This is a genomic window from Lysinibacillus sp. NPDC097868, from assembly GCF_044761135.1.
In the GTDB taxonomy this organism is placed as follows: domain Bacteria; phylum Bacillota; class Bacilli; order Bacillales_A; family Planococcaceae; genus Lysinibacillus.
The window spans coordinates 43,870-63,683 of record NZ_JBIWBS010000008.1 but is presented as its reverse complement, the minus strand read 5'-3'; the positions used below and the strand labels follow the sequence as shown (position 1 = coordinate 63,683).

At 36.5% G+C, this 19,814-nt stretch carries 12 protein-coding genes; 4 read left to right on the top strand and 8 right to left on the bottom strand.

From position 1 onward, the window contains the following. Positions 1-187: 187 nt before the first annotated feature. Positions 188-1,117, bottom strand: a complete 930-nt coding sequence (locus tag ACIQXJ_RS22960) for a C40 family peptidase (protein ID WP_403058140.1) — start codon at positions 1,115-1,117, stop codon at positions 188-190. Between the two features lie 251 nt (positions 1,118-1,368). Here ACIQXJ_RS22960 and brnQ point away from each other — a divergent pair, with 251 nt between their 5' ends. After that, positions 1,369-2,691: a branched-chain amino acid transport system II carrier protein gene (gene brnQ / locus ACIQXJ_RS22955; protein ID WP_403058137.1), complete on the top strand. Its 1,323-nt coding sequence runs from the start codon at positions 1,369-1,371 to the stop codon at positions 2,689-2,691. A 111-nt stretch (positions 2,692-2,802) separates the two neighbouring features. Beyond that, positions 2,803-4,191 carry a S41 family peptidase gene (locus ACIQXJ_RS22950; RefSeq protein WP_403058134.1) on the top strand — a complete coding sequence of 463 codons (1,389 nt, stop codon included), beginning with the start codon at positions 2,803-2,805 and terminating at the stop codon, positions 4,189-4,191. A gap of 414 nt (positions 4,192-4,605) precedes the next feature. Here ACIQXJ_RS22950 and ACIQXJ_RS22945 read toward each other — a convergent pair whose 3' ends face one another. The 5 genes from ACIQXJ_RS22945 to ACIQXJ_RS22925 form a co-directional block, all read right to left on the bottom strand. Then, the gene (locus ACIQXJ_RS22945; RefSeq protein WP_403058259.1) at positions 4,606-5,229 is read right to left on the bottom strand and encodes a TetR/AcrR family transcriptional regulator; all 624 of its coding nucleotides are present in this window, start codon (positions 5,227-5,229) and stop codon (positions 4,606-4,608) included. Between the two features lie 401 nt (positions 5,230-5,630). After that, positions 5,631-7,163 (bottom strand): murein biosynthesis integral membrane protein MurJ, encoded by a 1,533-nt coding sequence (gene murJ / locus ACIQXJ_RS22940; protein ID WP_401014184.1) that lies wholly within the window; start codon positions 7,161-7,163, stop codon positions 5,631-5,633. Beyond that, positions 7,160-8,260 (bottom strand): glycosyltransferase, encoded by a 1,101-nt coding sequence (locus ACIQXJ_RS22935; RefSeq protein ID WP_403058131.1) that lies wholly within the window; start codon positions 8,258-8,260, stop codon positions 7,160-7,162. The genes murJ and ACIQXJ_RS22935 overlap by 4 nt, the downstream gene beginning before the upstream one ends. Beyond that, entirely contained in the window at positions 8,257-9,402 is a 1,146-nt protein-coding gene (locus ACIQXJ_RS22930; RefSeq protein ID WP_401014190.1) for a polysaccharide pyruvyl transferase family protein, read from the bottom strand. The genes ACIQXJ_RS22935 and ACIQXJ_RS22930 overlap by 4 nt, the downstream gene beginning before the upstream one ends. Before the next feature lie 326 nt (positions 9,403-9,728). Continuing rightward, positions 9,729-11,993, bottom strand: a complete 2,265-nt coding sequence (locus ACIQXJ_RS22925) for an S-layer homology domain-containing protein (RefSeq protein ID WP_403058128.1) — start codon at positions 11,991-11,993, stop codon at positions 9,729-9,731. Between the two features lie 234 nt (positions 11,994-12,227). Here ACIQXJ_RS22925 and ACIQXJ_RS22920 point away from each other — a divergent pair, with 234 nt between their 5' ends. Continuing rightward, entirely contained in the window at positions 12,228-14,123 is a 1,896-nt protein-coding gene (locus ACIQXJ_RS22920) for an S-layer homology domain-containing protein (RefSeq protein ID WP_403058125.1), read from the top strand. Between the two features lie 160 nt (positions 14,124-14,283). On the opposite strand, the gene ACIQXJ_RS22915 is transcribed toward ACIQXJ_RS22920, so the two are convergent. Then, positions 14,284-15,564, bottom strand: coding sequence for an oligosaccharide repeat unit polymerase (locus ACIQXJ_RS22915; RefSeq protein WP_403058122.1), 1,281 nt, complete (start codon positions 15,562-15,564; stop codon positions 14,284-14,286). Positions 15,565-15,838: 274 nt separating this feature from the next. Here ACIQXJ_RS22915 and ACIQXJ_RS22910 point away from each other — a divergent pair, with 274 nt between their 5' ends. Continuing rightward, positions 15,839-17,764 carry an S-layer homology domain-containing protein gene (locus tag ACIQXJ_RS22910; RefSeq protein WP_403058119.1) on the top strand — a complete coding sequence of 642 codons (1,926 nt, stop codon included), beginning with the start codon at positions 15,839-15,841 and terminating at the stop codon, positions 17,762-17,764. Positions 17,765-17,860: 96 nt separating this feature from the next. Here the strand turns inward: ACIQXJ_RS22910 and ACIQXJ_RS22905 are convergent, their stop codons facing one another. After that, positions 17,861-19,756, bottom strand: coding sequence for an N-acetylmuramoyl-L-alanine amidase (locus tag ACIQXJ_RS22905; protein ID WP_403058117.1), 1,896 nt, complete (start codon positions 19,754-19,756; stop codon positions 17,861-17,863). Between the last annotated feature and the right edge of the window lie 58 nt (positions 19,757-19,814).

Genomic DNA, 19,814 nt, shown 5'->3' with positions numbered 1-19,814 from the left:
ATTAGAAAGAAGGATTTTTTAGTGTCAACAAATCGTTGATTGGTGGATGCCGCAAAAATGGATGAAGGATGTCAGAGAAACACTTGAAATAGCTTTATCGTCAGTTCTCCCCGTCCTATCGGTGATTCGCTCCGTTCTATCTATCGAAAAAAAGCGATTTTTGCGCAATGCAAAAATCGCCTAGTTATTATTTCACTGAATCGAATCGTTTATAAGCTACTAATCTAGTTGACCAGTAAGAGTACGTAACATCAGAAAGTTCCACACCATCCGTACCTGCGTGGATAAATTTATTGTTACCTAGGTAAATACCCATATGAGAAATACCTTCTTTATACGTATTTTCAAAAAATACTAAGTCTCCTGGTACAGGATTTTTCACTTGCGTTGTACTGCTATTGAAATAGCCTTCGCTGCTATCTCTTCCTATTTTCAAACCGCCTTGATTGAAAGCATAAAAAATAAATCCACTGCAATCAAGACCTTCTGGTGTGTTTCCGCCATAAAGATACGGTGTTCCAATTAATTTATTAGCCATTTCCACCGTTTTTTTGTATATAGCTTGTCCATTCGCTGTGGGATCTTGATTCGTTACTTTTGATGGCGTCCCCGTATCTGAAGTCACATTGTTATGTATTGTATCACCCTCGGGTATAACAGCTACTGGAGAAATTTTTAACACTTGTCCAATATAAATCGTGTCGTTTTCTATTCCATTCCAATCTTTAAGCTCTTTTAATGTCACATTATATTGCTTTGCTATTTTTGAAAGTGTATCACCTTTAACAACTGTATGAACGGCAGTCGATGGCTTAGAAGGTGTAGTTGTTGTTGGCTTTGACGGTTTAACTGTTTCCGTTGTAGGGTTTGACGGTTTTACTGTTTCCGTTGTCGCCTGCTTCGTAATCTCTAGTTTTTGGGCTACATAAATCGTATCCTTTGATAGATTATTCCATTTTTTTATGTCCTGTATTGTCACTTGATGTGTTTGGGCGATTTTGGATAATGTATCGCCTTTTTGTACTGTATATGTTGCAGCTTCTGCGGTCTGTATTGCGAAAAATGAAGTAGCAATAGTGCTTAAAGCGAGAATTCTCCATTTTTGTGATTTTAGCATATCAAATAGCCTCCGTTCATGGTAGAATATTTCCTTGTGTGTCTATCATACTAAAGATGTGTCTAAACAAAAATCGGAAAAACTGACTATTTTTCAAACAATTTATGAATCCTATAGAATACTACAGAATCCGACTATCTACTATTAGTATAATAATTGCAAGTTTTATAGTCCTATGATAACATACATGACTGTATTTAAAATTTTTAGAAAGTTTTATTTTTTCAATTATAAAGGAGTTTTTAGTATTTATGAGAAACATCTTGATTTTCATCAAAGAGAATTTAGCAGTAGGCTTACTACTTTTTGCATTGTTCTTAGGGGCAGGCAATATTATCTTTCCACCATTACTAGGCCAACAAGCCGGTGAACATATTACAATAGCGATGATTGGATTCTTAATCACGGGTGTAGGTTTACCATTACTTGCTATTGTCGCTGTTGCAAAAGCAGGTGGCGACTTACAGCTACTTGCAAGTCGTGTTCACCCTGTATTCGGAATCATATTTACGTCAATTGTCTATTTAGCAATCGGGCCATTTTTCGCAGTTCCGCGTACTGGCTCTGTGTCTTATGAAATTGGCATTGCACCCTTTCTTTCACAGGCAGCACAAGAACATTGGGCTCCACTATTCATTACATCTGTAGTATTCTTTGCGTTTATACTTTATTTAGCATTCAATCCTTCTAAACTAGTAGATCGTGTAGGAAAGATTTTAACTCCTGCACTCTTAATTGTTATTTTACTACTAGCTGTTAAAAGCTTTATTACACCTATGGGTGAATCAGGAATGGCTGTTGGGAAATACACTGTTTCACCATTTTCAGAGGGCTTTGTTCAAGGCTATTTAACGATGGATGTCCTAAGTGCACTTGTTTTCGGTATTGTAATTTTACAAGCCTTAAGCGATATGGGAATGAAAGACACTAAAAAACAAGTTAAAACAACAATTTTTGCAGGCATTGTAGCTGCAATTGGCTTAGCCTTCGTGTATATTTCACTTGGCTATATCGGCAATACAAGCATAGGAGCAATCGGTACATCCGATAATGGTGGCGTCATCATCGCAAAATCTGCAGAATACCTTTTCGGCAGCTTCGGTAGTATTATTTTATCGCTTACCATTTTATTAGCTTGTATTTCTACTGCTGTTGGCTTATTGACAGCCAATGCGCAGTTTTTTAATAAGCTATTCCCGCAAATTTCTTATAAAACGTTCTTAATCGTATTTACGTTATTAAGTGTAGCCATTACAAATGTTGGGTTATCAACAATCATTAGTACATCACTTCCTGTACTATTGATTATTTATCCACTAGCTATGGTATTAATGGTGTTATCGCTTGCCGATCATTTCTTTAAAGGTGGCCGAATTGTTTATATTTTAGCGTTAATACCGACATTCTTTGTTAGTTTTTACGATGGCTTAAAACAAATGGAAATTAAAGTTACTTCCTATGAAAATATCCTAAAAGCATTACCACTGTACGAGCAAAGTCTTGGATGGCTTGTACCTGCAATGATAGGAGCAATTTTAGGCTTCATTATTCATAAGCTTTTCAAGAAAAGCTAAATACGAATTGCTCACAGACACGTTCTATTTATAGACGTGTCTGTTTTTATTCGACGTCAATATGGAAATTCATGTATAATATATGTAAATAATTCTGAAAAGAGGTGTCTTATGAAAAAAGTATTATGGTCCTTCTTGTTCATATTGAGCTTTGTCATTTTTCCATTATCAAACGCTTCTGCTGCGAATAATGACCAGCAACTTGTTGAAGAAATAAAAGAAATTATTACGGAAAATTATGTTGGTAAAATTAATGGAGACCTACAAAAAGCAACAACCATTTCTGACATCATTAACATGTTAGACCCCTATTCAACATATTTTTCTAAACAAGAATTTGAGGAATTTATGAATAGCATCAATCTATCCACAATTGGTATTGGTGTTGTAATCGAGGCACATGAGGATGGTATTCATATTTTACAAGTAATCGACGAAGGTGGAGCTTATGAGGCAGGTGTCGTGGCTGGGGATATCATTATTGCCATTAACGGGCAATCCATTGTAGGTAACTCGATAGAAGAAGCCTCTTCCCTACTAATCGGTAATGAAGGTTCACAAGTACAGGTTAAGCTATTACACGACAACGGTTCCACTTCTACGAAAACAATTACACGTAAAAAATTCACACTGCCAAACGTAGAGTCTGCTTTATTATTTGGTGATGTTGGCTACATAGCAATGTCTTCTTTCTCTGAGGATGGTGCGCAACTAGTAAAAGAGGCAATGATTCAGCTTAAACAGCGTGGCGCTACTTCTTTTATTTTGGATTTACAAAATAATGGCGGTGGCTATGTTGCAACTGCAGAACAGCTTACTGGTTTATTCCCAAAGGCAAAAATCGCTTATTTATTGCAAGAAGCACATGCCTCTTACGAAGTCCGAGCTAAACAGCAAAACGTTAAATTCCCAGCAGATACTCGTATTTTAGTAAATCGCTATAGTGCAAGTGCATCTGAAATGCTAGCGGCTTCGTTACAAGATCAACAATCCGCTATTCTGTATGGTGAAACTACTTACGGTAAAGGGGCAATGCAAGGCTTCTATGAATTGCATGACGGCAGTTATTTAAAGCTTACTGTCGGTAAATTTACTGGCCCTGCAGGTCACACTATTAATGAAGTAGGTGTGAAACCAAACATCCAAACGAAGTCTGCACCAATTTTCCAAGCTCACTATGATGCTATTAAAGCGCAATACAAAGATTATCAAGAACTAGTTAGCCTAAAAAATGTACCTACTACTAAAACGTTTACTGTTAAGTTTTCACAAGCTTTCTCTACACCAATCCCTGAAGGCAGCGTACAGCTAGTTGCTCTAGGCGGAGACGAAATTTCATTTACAACAAAAGTAGAAAAAGATAATTCCTTAATGATTACACCTACTGACCCACTAGTTGAAGGGCAAGAATATATGCTGCTTGTTCATCCAACTATTCAAAAACCTACAGGTGGCAAATTACAAAAGGGGATTTATCTCCATATAGCAGTAACTAAATAAAGATGGGGCTACCCCATAATAGATTGCGTTTGATTTTTGCTTCAAGTGGATGCTTGCTGCGAAAATCAAACGCTTTTCTAATAGCATTGATTTGGAAGAAGCGATTTGAATGAATAATCCTATTTTAATGGACGATTCGCAGCTAAAAATAGTTGGAGCCGTGCCTGCAGAAATCGAAGTGGATTTTTACGATATAGGAGCTGATGACTAAGTGCCAGGCACTCAAACAATTTGAATGGAGGAAAGGTGATGACTCTTGCGCCAAAACACAGTACAAAAGATGCAACAGACCGCACGTTAGCGAGGGTTGCGGCTTACAGAGTGCAGAGCGGAAAGCGTCCGCCCGTAGCAGAAATCAACGGTTTCTTTACATTAAAAACCCTTCTCCAGGCTATGGGGAGAAGGGTTTTGACATTATTCAGTATAGCTACATCCACTATCACTACTGGGAGATTCTTTTAGGAGAAAAAATACATGCACTAAATTTCGTGCAAGTTCACACGGCTTGCTTTTTTGTTCTAGTAAATTTGTTAATATTAAACGTTCAAATGAGCCAACTAAACTATCTGCTATTATTTTTATATCGATATTTTGTAATTGAAACAGACGAGCACAATCATGACGATAAACTAGTTCAATAAATTGCTGTGTCAATTGAGATTTAACGCATGATGATTGTTTAGATTCAAAAAAGCCTATTTTCGTTAGCTTTGGATTCTCAATTATATAAAGGAACAACAAATATAACTTTTGCTCTAGTATTTGAATAAAACCCTCTATCCCCTTTTCCACATCTTCATTTTGATTGCACATGATTTCATTGAATCCCTGTTGAAATCTTATGTTCAAATCATTGTAGAGCGATTCTTTACTTTTAAAATATAAATAAAATGTCGGCTGCGTTACATCTGCTGCTTTCACTATATCGCTTATTTTCGTAGCATAATATCCCCTTTCAGAGAAAAGCTCCACTGCTTTTTCAAGTAATAATTGTTTACTTCTTTCACCATTCGAATTAATCTTCCTACCTCTTGCCATAATTGTCACCTTACTCTATTAATAAATATTCATCATTTTGTTTAATTATGGTATTTAAAATAGTTAATACCATATAATAACCCATCATTTTCCTTTTCACTACCTGAATAATGTTAATTATAATACAATTCAAAAAATTACACTATGCATTTTTAGCAATAATATGATGTTTGGTACTTTTCTTGCCTTTTGAAAATAAATACAATCGATTAAAAGATTCAACCCAATCATCATTAACATCCTTTACAGATGTGCCTTCACAGGCTTTAGATACAATATAAAAAGCATGCCGGGAGTATTCCCGGCATGCCTTTTAAAAAATAATCTGGTTAAAATAAGCATATTTTTAACATATAAAAAATTGGATTTTTAACTGACTGTTTACACAGCCTTTTCATTTTTTATTGTTTTAATAACTTCTTTTTCAGCTTATCTATATACTCTTTTACTTCATTAATGCCAAATACTAAGTAAGAGCCAACAAAGACAGCGATAAAAATAGCTAGCCCTACAATGAATGTTAACCACTTGTATTCAAACACTAAATAATGACTTGAGAAATACATGACAATCGTAATGATAATCATTGGCGGCATCGCTCTGAAAAAATGCAGCTCTTTGCTGAATATACCCATTTTTAAGTCATACTTAGGTATCGCATAAATAACTAACATAATATAGTTTGTAATGGAACTAATTAATGTACCCCAAGCGATTGCTTCAGCACCGTAATTGTCCACCATTAGCATAATAACGGCAATATTGACACCAAATACATTAATTAAGCTGAAAATAACTGGTGCCATCGAGTCGCCTTTTGCATAGTAAAAACGCGTAATGTACGTATTCGCAGCTAAGAAATACATGGATAACACGAATATTGCTAAGACAGGTGCTGTAATGGCAGTCGAGTCAGCATCGAATTTACCATATTGGAATATAACTTGTATAAGGTTTTCTGAGTAGAAGTAAGAATATATTGTTACTGGTATAAGTAGCAACAATAGATAATGTAAACCTTTTGAATACAGGCTCTTAATAGAAGCAAGGTCATTGTTGGCTTCTTTTTGGCTTAGAATTGGATAAATTACCGTTGTAACAGCTGTAATTAAAATAGCTTGCGGAAATTGCATCAGCTTAGATGAATAGTTCACAGCAGCAACTGCCCCTTCAGAAAGCATACCAGCAAATACACGCTGTAATAAGGCATAAAGTTGAATCGTCGCTCCTCCGAGCATAATTGGTAAAACCATAATCCAAAGTTGCTTTGAGGACACATTCTGTTCAAATGAAAAACCAACTTTATGGGAATCTAATTTACGATAGCCGACTATTAAGAAATACACCATAATAGCCGCACTAGCTAAAGCACTAATACCGTATCCAATTGGTCCGATCCAAAGAGATAATCCAACTGCAATTACTAAGAAAATCGCGTTGTAAATTAAAATGGCAAAGCTCGATAAGTGAAATTTTTCATTCACATTTAGCAAGCCACTATACCAAGAAGATAAAACAAGTAATATAGATGACGGCATCATCCAAAAGTAAAGATTTTTCAATAAGTCTAAATCATTCTGGGTATAATCTTTTGTATTTTTATCTTGGTTAAATATGTCCATAATTGGGTTAGTTAAAGCTAACAAAACGATGGTCATAATGGAAACTGTTAACAATACAATCGTAAAGGACTGTTTTACAAATAATGCTCGGTCTGTCGTTTCACGATTATAAATCGAGATAACGGCCGTCGTAAAAGCCCCACCTACTACTAAATATAAAAAATTCGGAATGGTATAAGCTGTGAAGATGCTATCCGCAATATGTGTACTACCATATTGGTAACCGATAATCATTTCACGTAAAAAGCCGAATACACGGGCCACGATATTAATGATCGCAACGGCCCCTACAACTTTTATAAATTTATTCATAAGTCATCCCTACCTTTAATGGCCGACTTATAAATGGCAATACATCTTGCTGTTATATTTTTTTCATCGTGAATGTCTAATACTCTTTCGACTGCCTCACGATTCATATATTGTTCTTTCGGCGTGTTCACTGCACGCAGCATCTCCTCAGATAAAGCGATTGCGTCTTCAGGCTCCACTAAATGCCCTGCACCTTCACCCAGTAGTGATACGAGGCCTCCTACTTTAGAAGCAATGACAGGTGTGTCTGTCGCTAATGCCTCTAATGCTACAAGCCCGAATCCTTCTAAATGTGATGGTAATACGAAGACATCACTTGCCTGGAACCACTTTACAAGTTCCTGTTGTTTTAGTGGATCTATAAATTTGACGTCTTCACTGAAGAATGGTTGCAAAGATTGGAAAAACCCCTCATCTCTTCTAGAGCCTACAATAATTAGCTCTATAGGACGCTCCACTTTCGTTTTTAACATTTGGAATGCCTGCAGTAGCTCTTCAACACCCTTTTGCTTAATGACATTTCCTACAAATAGAAAAACAAAAGGCTCATTGGCTAATTGCAATTGTTGACGTACTTCTGCTTGTCTACCTTTTGAAAATACTTCACGATTCACGCCCATGCTCACTACTGAGATTTTTTCGGGTGCTATATCAAAGTCTTGCTCAATTTGTTGTGCTAACACAGGACCTACTGCAATGACATGCTCACTTTCACGTAAAATACTCGCTGTCCAGTTGCGAATTCTCGCACTTTTCTTTGCCATACGTTCAATGTCTCCACCATGAGCAGTAACAATGTACGGTATACCAAACATTTTCTTTAAAAGTAGCGATAACATCCCTGAAGGAAACACATAGTGCGCATGTGTGATATCGATTGATTTTCGATTTTTTAAACCCTTCATTAAAGTAGAAAATCCCCATTTAGCATATTTGACAATGGTGTTTTTCTTGCCTGTAGCTGGGTTTGTATTCACTGCTATTTCAACGTCTAGTCCAGCTTTTTCAAGAGCTGTAACTTGGTTTTTTACAAAAATACCGAATGATAAATGATCAGATGTTGGATACATATTACTAATGACGAGTATTTTTTTCATAGACGTGTCACTGCCTTTTTCATTAATTCCTGACCATACATGGCCTCTTTATGAATGTGTGTAGCAATTTGTTTCGTCTCTGCAATTGACTGTTCCCAATTGCTACTTAGTTTACCAACTAATTTAGAAAGAGCATTCTCATCATCTTCTATATCCTGCATCTGTAAGCAACGATCTGATGCACCAACAAAGGACATAAAATCTTGCACTTTTGTATGATAGGATACAGCAATAATGGGAGTCTCTGAATTGGTCGCCAAAATAAGTGAATGTAAACGCGTACCAATTATTATATCTTGCTCGCCCGTAACTTCTAGTAAGCGCTCAGGCACAAGATTTCCCTCAATTATTTCTGTATGTGCACGATGCTGCATTTTCTTCTGAATATCTTGTGTCACTGTTACATCTTGAGGAAATTTCGTTGCAAAAAATGTAATGTGAGCATTTTGCTCAGAAATTACTTGATCTAGATTTTTCGCCATACCTGTTACATATGCGTCGTATTTTGCTACATTACCTTCTGGCCAATAGTTTGCATTATAATACGGAACGGCCGAAACACCAATTTTTCTTGGTTTTTCAGCATAATCTTTGCGATCACCTTTTAATGTAAATGCAGGATCACCAATCACTTCAATCGGTTTCTTAACCCCGATACTTTGTAATAGTTTTTTAGACTGAGGATCACGAACAGAGATATTTGCTGCATAACGACACATAACACGGATACTTATTTTACCAGAAATCGTATCTAGTGGACCTGCGCCACATCCGTAAATAATGTAGGGAATATTACTTTGTTTTGCCATCATTGCGTATGTTCCATAAAGATGAGCCTCACGTTTATAAAAATCCATTAAAATACCACCACCACCAATGATGAGGAGGTCAAATTTCGATACATATTGTTTGTTATTTTTATACGTATGGATAAACGTTTTATATAGATTGCCCTTTTTATAATACAATGGATAGCTATGTACCCCATAACGCTCGGATGTTTGTTTTGTGTTATTGCTAAAAACGGTAATGTCGTCACTCGTTACCGAAAATGTTTGTTTTACTTGTTGAAGAATGCCGTATAATATTGATTCATCACCATTATTATCATTGCCGTAATTCCCCACAATGCCTATTTTCATTAAAAAACATCCTTTTACTTTTTAATACAGAGATTATACCACAATTGCACTTATTCGTTCTTTTTAAAAATAGTAAAAAAAAAGGGAGCCTCGAATATCTACGAGATTCTCCCTGTTTCTACCGCCTTATGGCCATTATTCATAGCATAAAACAGCAGAAAAGTACTACTTCATTTTTTGCTTTCTTCAGCACAAGTCTACTCTATAAGTAGAGGTTCGAACACTAGCAGAATCAAGTTAAAAGCCCCGGCAGATGTCACAGTTTTAAGAGGTGCTTTTCGAGCAGGCTCGAAAAAATGTGGACATGCCGAAGCTTGATTAATCTTTTACTTATTAATCGCTCTGTAAAGGAACAGACCAAAGTGTGCTCGACTGATTGCTTCGTTCGGTTTATAAATGTTACCGTCGTAGCCAGTCGTGATGTTGTTAGCTGCTAGTTGTTGTACATAAGTGTAAGCCCAATGATCTTTTGGAACATCTTTAAATGCAATACCACTTGTCCCTTTTAATTCATATGCAATTGCCACAATTTTCGCCATCTGTGCCCGTGTCAATGTTGCATTCGGGTCAAAAGTATTATTTTCACGGCCACTCATAATACCAGCTTCTACAACAGCTGCAATTTCCTTATAGTATATGTGATTTGCCTGAATATCTTTGAAGCTTGGATTTTTCACATTTTTTGTATTTAATTCTAATGCTCGGCTAATAATGACTGCTGCATGTGCACGTGTTAGCTTGTCATTTGGTCTAAACGTACCATCAGCCTGACCTGTAATAATATTGTGAGTTGTTAAATACTCAATCTCTTTATAGTAGACATAATTATTTGGAATGTCCTTAAACAGCGATGGTTTCGCTACAGTAACTGTAGCATCTACACTCTTCGTTCCTAAAGTAGCGATTACCTTACCAGTCGTTCCTGGATTTTGCGCTGTAAACTTACCAGCACTCGTAATTGTACCTATATTACCTTCTACAGACCATTTCACTTGAGAAGGATTATAAACAATAGGCTTACCTGCGTCGTCTTTTGCATCAATTGTAAAGCTAACAGATTCACCTGCACCTACCGTTTTAGAGCTTGGTGCAACAGCCATTGTTGTAGGGGCATCTACTACCTTAACTTGATATGATTGCACAGCAGCGCCGTCATAGCCGATGTAGATTCGGTCGTCCCCAGCTTGCGTTGCTGTATAGTTCAAGCCATTAATCTGTAAAGTTTGGTTTTGAGATGCTAACGATAAATGACCATCAAGTGGTAGTGTCGTATAGTTTTCATCTAAAACGTATTGAACAGATACATTCGATGAAGCGCCTACTAATAATGTTGCGTAGTTTGTACTATTCGTAAATTTAATATGTGTTGCCTTGCCAGTTGGTGCCGTACTTACTGCTTGTAGTGTGGCAGATACAAGACGCTGCGTATTACCTGAGTTGGATGGTAAATTCGCTAATACAACATTATTACTGCCATAGTTTCGAATAGCCATTGTCGTTGAGCCACCACCATCTAAGTTAATGGCTCTGTCGACACCAAGTGCCACTAAATAATTAGCAAGCTGCACCATATTCATGCCCTTACTATGGCTTTGACGCCCGTCTACAGTAATTAAATGCACTGTTTGTCCATTATTACTTGTAGCGACTACTGTACGTGGTGCAACTTCTTTTGCACGTGAGCTTGATGTGCTCATCATAATATAAGGTTTACCATCCTTTACTAAATAAGGACCGCTCGCTAATATAAATTGTGCATTTTGCCAAAGTTGATCAATTGAAAAATTAACACTCATTTCATCGCCAACAGCTACTTGGCTTAACTTATTGTGCCATTCACCGCCCTGTAAAGATACAACAAAGCCAGTAGATGGTATCGTTAATTTTTCTTTCGATCCATAAGGCTTGATTTGTGTTACTTTACCAGTTAATGTTTGCCCAAATGTGTTTTCTGTAATCGGTGAACCAGTGTCTACTACTATTTCAAAGCCGTATTCATTTGTATCTGTTGTTTTACTATAAAACTGTGGTGTGTAAATAATAGCTTCATATATATTACGTACACGATTTAAGCCTGACATTTCATAATTCGTTCCGTTATGGGATAGTGTCACGTCAAAATCAAAATAATCAATAACACCGCGACCATCAGAAGTCATCCCAAATGCCGTCGGAACATTCATATATTGGTCGGAACCACTGGAAACAGTTCCACCGTTCAAAATAACATTATTTTTAGCTAGTAAAAATAATGGATAACCTTCTGACATATTAAAAAAACTTGCATTAATAGCACCAACTACTCGATTTCCCTCACGAGAAAGACGATTCGCATTTGCTACTGTCGATTCTTTTCCATTGACTGTTGCGGGCATCCCTAATTGTACTTCTGTCGTCGGATCTCCAACATTAATCGATAAATGATTAATAGAGTTTGTATAGGTATTACTGTATGTATATTGTTTATACTGTACACCTTTTGAAAGTGGGTAATCCTTCTTTACTGTTTGAAATGCATAGGCATTTAGCGGACTAACAACTATCGACATCATTACAACTAAAATCAGTAAAATTTTTGCTATTTTTTTCATTTTTTCGCGCTCCTCAAGTAATGTAGAGCCCTCACCTTCCCTTCTTTGTTTTACTTCTATAAGATTATCAAAAATATGCCAAAATAGCTATGGAACATTTAAGCTATTTTCCAGTTACATATAAATGGTAAAAAAACTATTTATATTGACGCATTTTAAGAGAATACATATATTTGACCTTATCGCGACTCTCTAACTTTGGTAAAATGATGTTAAAGTTTAGGAGGGAAAAAAATGAAAAAACTATCAATCATTGCATTGCTTATGGCAGTAGTTAGCTTGCTCTTTTGGCAACCCCAAATGGCATCTGCTGATGCACTTTCAGGGCATGCCCATGAAAATGGTCTGCGTTACTTAATTTCGAAAAACGCTTTAGTAACGGATGCTAATGGCAGTTATCGACCAAATGACAATGTCACACGTGGAGAATTTGCTTCTTATTTAGCAAAGGTTATGAATCTTGAAGCAAATAACGGTATGGCATTTACAGATGTTCCAGATACATATGTGTATGCAAAGGAAATTCAATTAGCTGCTACAGCTGGAATTATAACAGGATACACAGACGGTTCATTTAAACCTGACGCCGCCATTTCAAGACAGCATATGGCTATTATGCTGGAGAGAGCTATTGATTATTTAAAGATTCCTAAGGGTACTTCATCCATTACATTTAAGGATAATGCATCCATTATTAAAGAATACCGCTCTGCCGTAGCAATCGGTGCACATTTAGGAATCATTATCGGTTCTGATGGTTACTTTATGCCTGAAAAAAATGCAACAATTGGACAAGCTGCAACGTTTATTCAACGTTTAATGCTGCTTGCAGGTGATGCAGGTGCTGACTTCTCTACTTATGCGATTAAAGAAATTTCAAATGGTACACTAGTCGGCAATCAGGGCTTCACAAGCTTTGAAGCTGCTGATAAAGCATTAACAAAAAATACGCAAGTTATCGTCCAAAAAGATAAAATTGTAAAAATGGCTTCTGGCTATGTTGTTACGAATAAATATGTTGCACTTTATTCTGAAACGATTAAAGATCAAATTGCTGTTGCTGGTAATACAGAAATGGAATACATCAGCAGTGATGCAGCTCAAGTGAAAGTTCGATTAGCTGGTCAAGTTGGCTATTTAAAACAAGCAGATGTAACGTTAATTCCCTTTTCACTAAGCAAGGGACGTTCTTACTATTCAAACGAAAATGGCGAAATTAAACATACACTGTACGATTACACAACAAATAAATATTCTTCAAGCTATGTTTACGGAAAAGCACCTGCCTTCATGAAGCAGGGTGAGAAATACTATAGCTGGAATGGTATTTACTTCACAAATGGTAATGGCTCTTCTAAGGGGGATGCTTATAACTATTATCAATTTTTACCTGCTCGTGCAACAACACAATATACAGCAGAAGAAATCGATGCTTACATTATGAATAAGCTTGCGGAGATGGAAAGTACAGGTATTACAATTTATAAAGATGCCACAACGAAAAGTAAGCTTATCGGCTTAGGACAAACGTTAAAAGCAGTTGAGGCAAACTCACATATTAACGCAATGTTAATTTTGTCACTTGCTCAGCATGAAAGTGCTTATGGTATGAGTGATCATGCTCAAAACTTAAACAACCTATTTGGTTTATATGTCTATGACACTAATCCACTTAATAAAAAATTCGACAGTGTAGCTGCTAATATTAACGAACTTGTTGATAAGTTCCTACAACCAAACTATATTACACCAGGTGGTGCCCCTGGGAAAAACTATGCAAACGGTGCAGTAGTTGGTTCGAAAGCACTTGGCTTTAACGTAAAATATGCATCTGACCCGTACTGGGGAGCTAAAATCGCTGGACACTATTATCGTGCCGAAAAAGCGTTAGGTTTTAAGGATGCAAAAAATCCTTATACAATCGGCTTAACAACAACTACTGGTTTAAATGTGCGTACAGACACTTCTACTAGCAATAGCCCTCTCTTCACATATGCTAGAAGTGGTATGCCTGTCATTGTTATCAATACAAACATTAATGGCTGGTATGAAGTACTATCTGATAAGCTCCACCCAGGTTCAGCTTACATTAGTAAAGACTATATTCAGTTTATCGATACAGTGAAATAAAGAAAAAGGACCCTCCACTTTATTGGAGGGTCCTTTTTTGTTTCCTACAACACATCATGTGCAGCCGGGTTTTCGCGCGGAATGTCTTAGGAATTCCGCGGTTCAAGATCTTTTTTCCACGATATAAAAGGGCTGCCCTATTGAGGGCAGCCCTTTACTGTTAGTATCGAAGTTTTCTTTGCTCTGTTTTTATAATTGCTGATGCAATTACTACAAAACCTAACATTAAAATAAAGATTAAATCAAGTAAGCCTGTGTGCATTGACACTGTAAACAATGTAATGACAAATGCGTATGCTACTGAGTGGAAGCTACGAATGCCGCCTTGTTTTACTTTATTATAGATTAATGAAATTAATACACCATATAGTAAGAAACCAATCGCTACAAGTGCATAGCCACCATCTAGGAATAATTGTCCGATAAAGGTAGGCGTTGTTGTTCTTGTTGGACGTGTAATATATTTACCTTCTTCCACGCTCAATGAGTTCACAACTTCCGTCACCTTCATACGAGGTGAAATTTGCTCACCAGGAAGAACCGTATTAAAGATACCTTTATGAATTTCGCCTTTTAAGTAGCCCTCTTCTTGCGTGTATTCAATAATTTTACTTAAAACAATATGACCTGTAACACTTTCACCATTTATTGAACGCATCCATTTAGGAGTTAAATTTACTTTTTGTTCAACTGTTAACAGTTTTTCTTTTTCTGTTTCTGTCAATTCAACATCTGGTTGATCGCGATTATTGAATTCTTTAGTTGTATCTTCTGTCACTACTCGTAAGAAACCAAACATCGAGAATGCAACACCGATTACAAATAATGCCGTCAGGAACCAAGTTAATTTCACACGTTTCACAACATAATGGAAAATAATAATTCCAGTAAATAGCATAATAATTAAGGGTGTACGATAGCCCATTAATAAGAACAAGAACATAACAACAGCAAAAATCGTGCCGTATACTAATGCTTTCTTCCATGTCATATGCTTTTCTAAAATCATTTTGTAAGATAATAACAGTAGAATTCCGTACCATAATAATTGGCTGAAGAAGTTTAGTTTTGGATCGAGATTACGACGATTGGATTCATCAGAAATTCCTAAACCTCCACCAAAAATCATCATTAAATAAGAAGCTAAACCGATTATTGTTAATAACACAACAATGTGAATAACATATTTTCCTAAGAACGATAATCCGAATGATGGGATTGTCCATTGTAATTTATCAATAATATAAACACCGATATAATAGCAAATAAGTGCTACTAATACCGCTGGCAAAATTGATACACGAACGTTAAATAATTCAAATCGATGGAAATCGAATAGACTTGTAAAGAAATATAGTACTAATATAAAAGGTAAAAAGAAATACGGTGAAAACGTATCAATCTTATTGACCTTTGCGAAAACTTGCTTCAGTTTATTCATACATGTAATACATCTAAATAGATGTTATTGCCCTCCTCTATCATGAATCAATAGTTGTTGCTCACTATTACATTCTTTAGTTTTCCCTACAAAAACAAAGGTTATTATATCATAAATACGGATAGACTTATAGAAAGTATTCTATGGATTTTACATAAAAAAGCTCAAAAATTTCATTTTCACCTAAATCTCTACGATTCAGTCATTATTTGGGTGTATGATGAAATTTAGTAATACTATTTTTGAAAAAATACAAAACAAGGATGTGGATTTATTGAAGATATTCATTTCACTAATTACTGTCTGTGCTTGTACGCTTGTTGTATTCCTATTACCGACACAAGCCCAAGCTACAACTCAAAGAATCGGCATCGTTTTCTCTGAAAGTAGTGAGAAATATGCCAACTCCACACACCCTGGTGGTACACATGAGGGACAAACAGTATCTCCAAAGGTCGATTATAGCTCTACATACAACAAGGAGCTAAAAGCTTTCCTTTTATATCAGCAACAGGGCTTCAATGTAGAGAAAATTTACGAAAAGGACTTAAATAGCTTAGAAAGTTTAAGCCAATATGATGCAATCGTCTTTCCTTATACGGTCATGATGAATCATCTACAACGCGAAAATGTCAAAATGTACGTACGCAACGGTGGCGGTGCTATTTTTGCGTTCCAAACAGCTCGTAACGAATCCGCAAAATTTCCGAAGGCTGGTCAAATGGATCTCTCCCCATTAATCTATGATGTCGACTCTTGGGTCATGGAATGGGATAACCTATCAGAAGTTTTCAACTCACGCTTTATCGACGATATAGTATTGGGTAACGCAACAATTAGCAATAGTAATTCAGTACACCCAATTATCCAAAACGCTACTAAGGAGCTCGGCAAAAGCAAATTAAGTCTAACAAAATCTGATCAAGAGTGGGTTGAAATTATTAAACCATGGCAAGGTGGCTCTGCCTCACCGCTATTATCTTTCTCGAATTACAATTATACTGACAAGCCACAAACAATGAAGAAAAATGAATTTGGAGCAGCACATGCCATTCAATTCAGCAAAGGTAGAGTCGTACAAATCGGATTCAAAATTTATGATTACATTACTATTAATGCCAAAGCAGATTGGCAAGATAACGAAAACGGTGTTGCATACTCTACAACACAAGGCGACTTAGACGCTCAAGTATTTATGAAGCACGCTCTACATTGGGTTGCCGAAAATCGTAATGATGATGTGCCACGTCGCTATAATCTTTCGCTATACTCTGATAGTGTGCAAAGTTATGTAGCGCCGTCTGGTAAATTCGTCTTCTACTCTACAGTAACGGTAAAGAACAATGGCAATGTGCCTGCTCGTGGTACGTTAAAAGTAGAGATTCTTGATGCGAACGATCACGTCGTCGGTAAAGGGCATGATCGTTATCTACCAGGTCTTGCTGCCGATACGACAACAACTAATTCTGACCGCAAAGATATTAGTACCCACTCGGAAAAATATCAAATTTTCATGCCTGGAAATTTAGCTGCTGGAACATATACGATACGTACTTCCTTCATAGAAGGTCGCGATGATCGTAAAAATGTTGACGAAAAATTTGCAACCATTGCAGAAATTAAAACGCTCACACGTACAAAAGGTTCCAACAAGGCTTCTATTGAGGTTGCCCCATTTTTTCAAGATGTATTAGCATCAAACGGTGCTTATGATGATATTAAAAACTTATATGCATTAGGTATTGTGAAAGGAAGTAATGGTAAATTCATCCCTCAAGGTACACTTACTCGAATACAAGCTACTGAAATGGTATTACGTGCACTTGGTATTACCACTTCCAGCTCAGCTACCTTGAACGCTAGTGATATGAAAGCTGGCGATTATGGCTATGCGGTCCTAGCTACAGGCGTTCGCTATGGAATAATTTCTTTAGAAGATGGCAAAATTAACGCCCATCAACCGATGACGCGTGCTGCAATGGCACATGCACTTGTAAAGGGCTTTAAGCTACAAGGCTATACTAAAAATACATTCATAGATGTCCCTACATCTCATATCTATTTTAAAGATATACAAGCTCTCTATGCACTAGATATTACTACAGGCTATGCAGATCATACATTTAAACCAAACAACACTGTAACTCGCCAAAACTTTGCCCAATTTGTTAATCGCACACTTCATGCGAACGCTAAATAACATTTTGGATAGCGCTAATAGATTGTCTGTCATCTCACCTTTCATCCAATAAAAAAGAGCTACGTCGTTCTAAATATGAACGATGTAGCTCTTTTTTTATTGTTTAGCGTAGTATTGAGAAATCCCTTTATAAATAGCTTCAGCAAATAATTCGATATATTGATCATCTGTCATTTTGCCACGGTCTTCACTATTTGTTAGGAAACCTAGCTCTACTAGAATCGCTGGAATTAATGTGTTGCGAATAACATAATATTGTTGCTCTTTAACACCGCGATTTTTCATGTTTAAGTTATTAACAATTTGGTTATTTACAAAAGTAGCTAAATCTATATCTTCTTGATACATATCTCCAGTTGTCACAGCATAATATGTTTCAGTACCTTGTGCAGAGGTGCTAGATGCTGAGTTGACATGTATACTAACAAAGATTTCGCCATAGTTTGCATCGGTAAAGTCAACACGGTCTTGCAACGAAGGATATGTGTCACCTGTACGTGTCATTAACACTTTCGCACCAGCTGCTTCAAGTTTCTGTTTTACAAGTGTGCTAACTTTTAAAGTAATAGCCTTTTCTGAATTGGAACCTACAACAGCTCCAGGGTCTTTACCACCATGACCAGGGTCAAGAATGATAATACGATTTTTCAGTGCATTACCATTTTGGTTTAATAGTTTTAAGTAAGATTTATGCACATAGCCTGTTTGTCCATCAAAAGTAATTTGCGCCCAATAGCCACTAATGCTGTTAACATGCACATAGTCGCCTTTACTTAATTTACCTAATACCGTAGAAGTTGAATTCGCTTCTTTGCGTACATTTAGACTACCTACAGTAGCACGACCTAATAAGTCTCCTGCAACTGGCGGTGGAGTTGGATCTGGTTTTGAAGGTTGTTCTACTTCCACATCCTCTGTGCTGTTTGCCACAATATATCCTGGCAAGCCATTTACTACTGTTAAATAGTAGCCATTAACCGTTTTGTAGACAGGCAGTTTGACATTACTATTGATTGTTGAAATTGTTTTTGAAGATGAAGTAGCCTTCACATAGAGGTTGATACCTTGTGTCGTTTTAACTTCTTTTTGAATTTTTCCTAATGCATTACCGTCCGCATCTAAAAACTGTGCGTACGTTTTATAAATATAAGCAAATGCACCTTTATATGTTACTTTTAACCAGTCACCTTCAACTGCATAGACTGATAGTTTTCCACCTTTATCGACTGTACCTACAATGTTCGAACTAGATGCCGAGTCTTTTGATTTACGAATATTCAAGCCATCTGTTGTCACTTGAATTAAACCAATAACCTGTGTTGTATCTGGAACAGTAACACCTTTTACAGGTAGCTCTAAACGATATTTTTCACTTTTTGCACGAGCAACAAATAATGCAAACTGTGCACGTGTCACTTGGCTATTTGGATTATAATTTTGACCGCTTCCCTTTGTAATACCATTATAGTAAATCGTATTTACGTATTGAACGTAAGGATGTGTAATACCCACATCAACAAAAGGAGAATCCATATTTTCGTATTCACTTGCATCAAGCTTAAATGCCTTTGTTAATACATAACTCATTTCATCACGAGTTAAAGGCTTGTTCGGTAAAAACTGCCCAGTAGTATTTGTTTTAAAGTACCCCAACTGTATGGCACGTTCAACGTAACCTGAAAGCTCGGTACCAACCGTTACATCTGAAAAGTTTGATTTATTGACAACTAATGGTTTGTTACCAGAAGCAACAACAGCCATTTTCGCAACTTGCCCGCGCGTTACGCTATTATAAGGCTTATAATACGTTTTACCATTTTCCGTATACCCTTTTATAACACCTAAACTAATTAAATAATTGATCTCTTCATAAGCTTCATGCTTTGGGGTAACATCTTCAAAACCACCACTTGCATTTGCACTATGTATCGTAAACATAGAAGCTGAAATGAATAAGACGCATAATATAAGACTGATTTTTTTAAAGTACAATGTCTTATTTCCTCCCTTCATGTTCTCGTGTTATTGTGTCCATTTTAACAAAAATTCA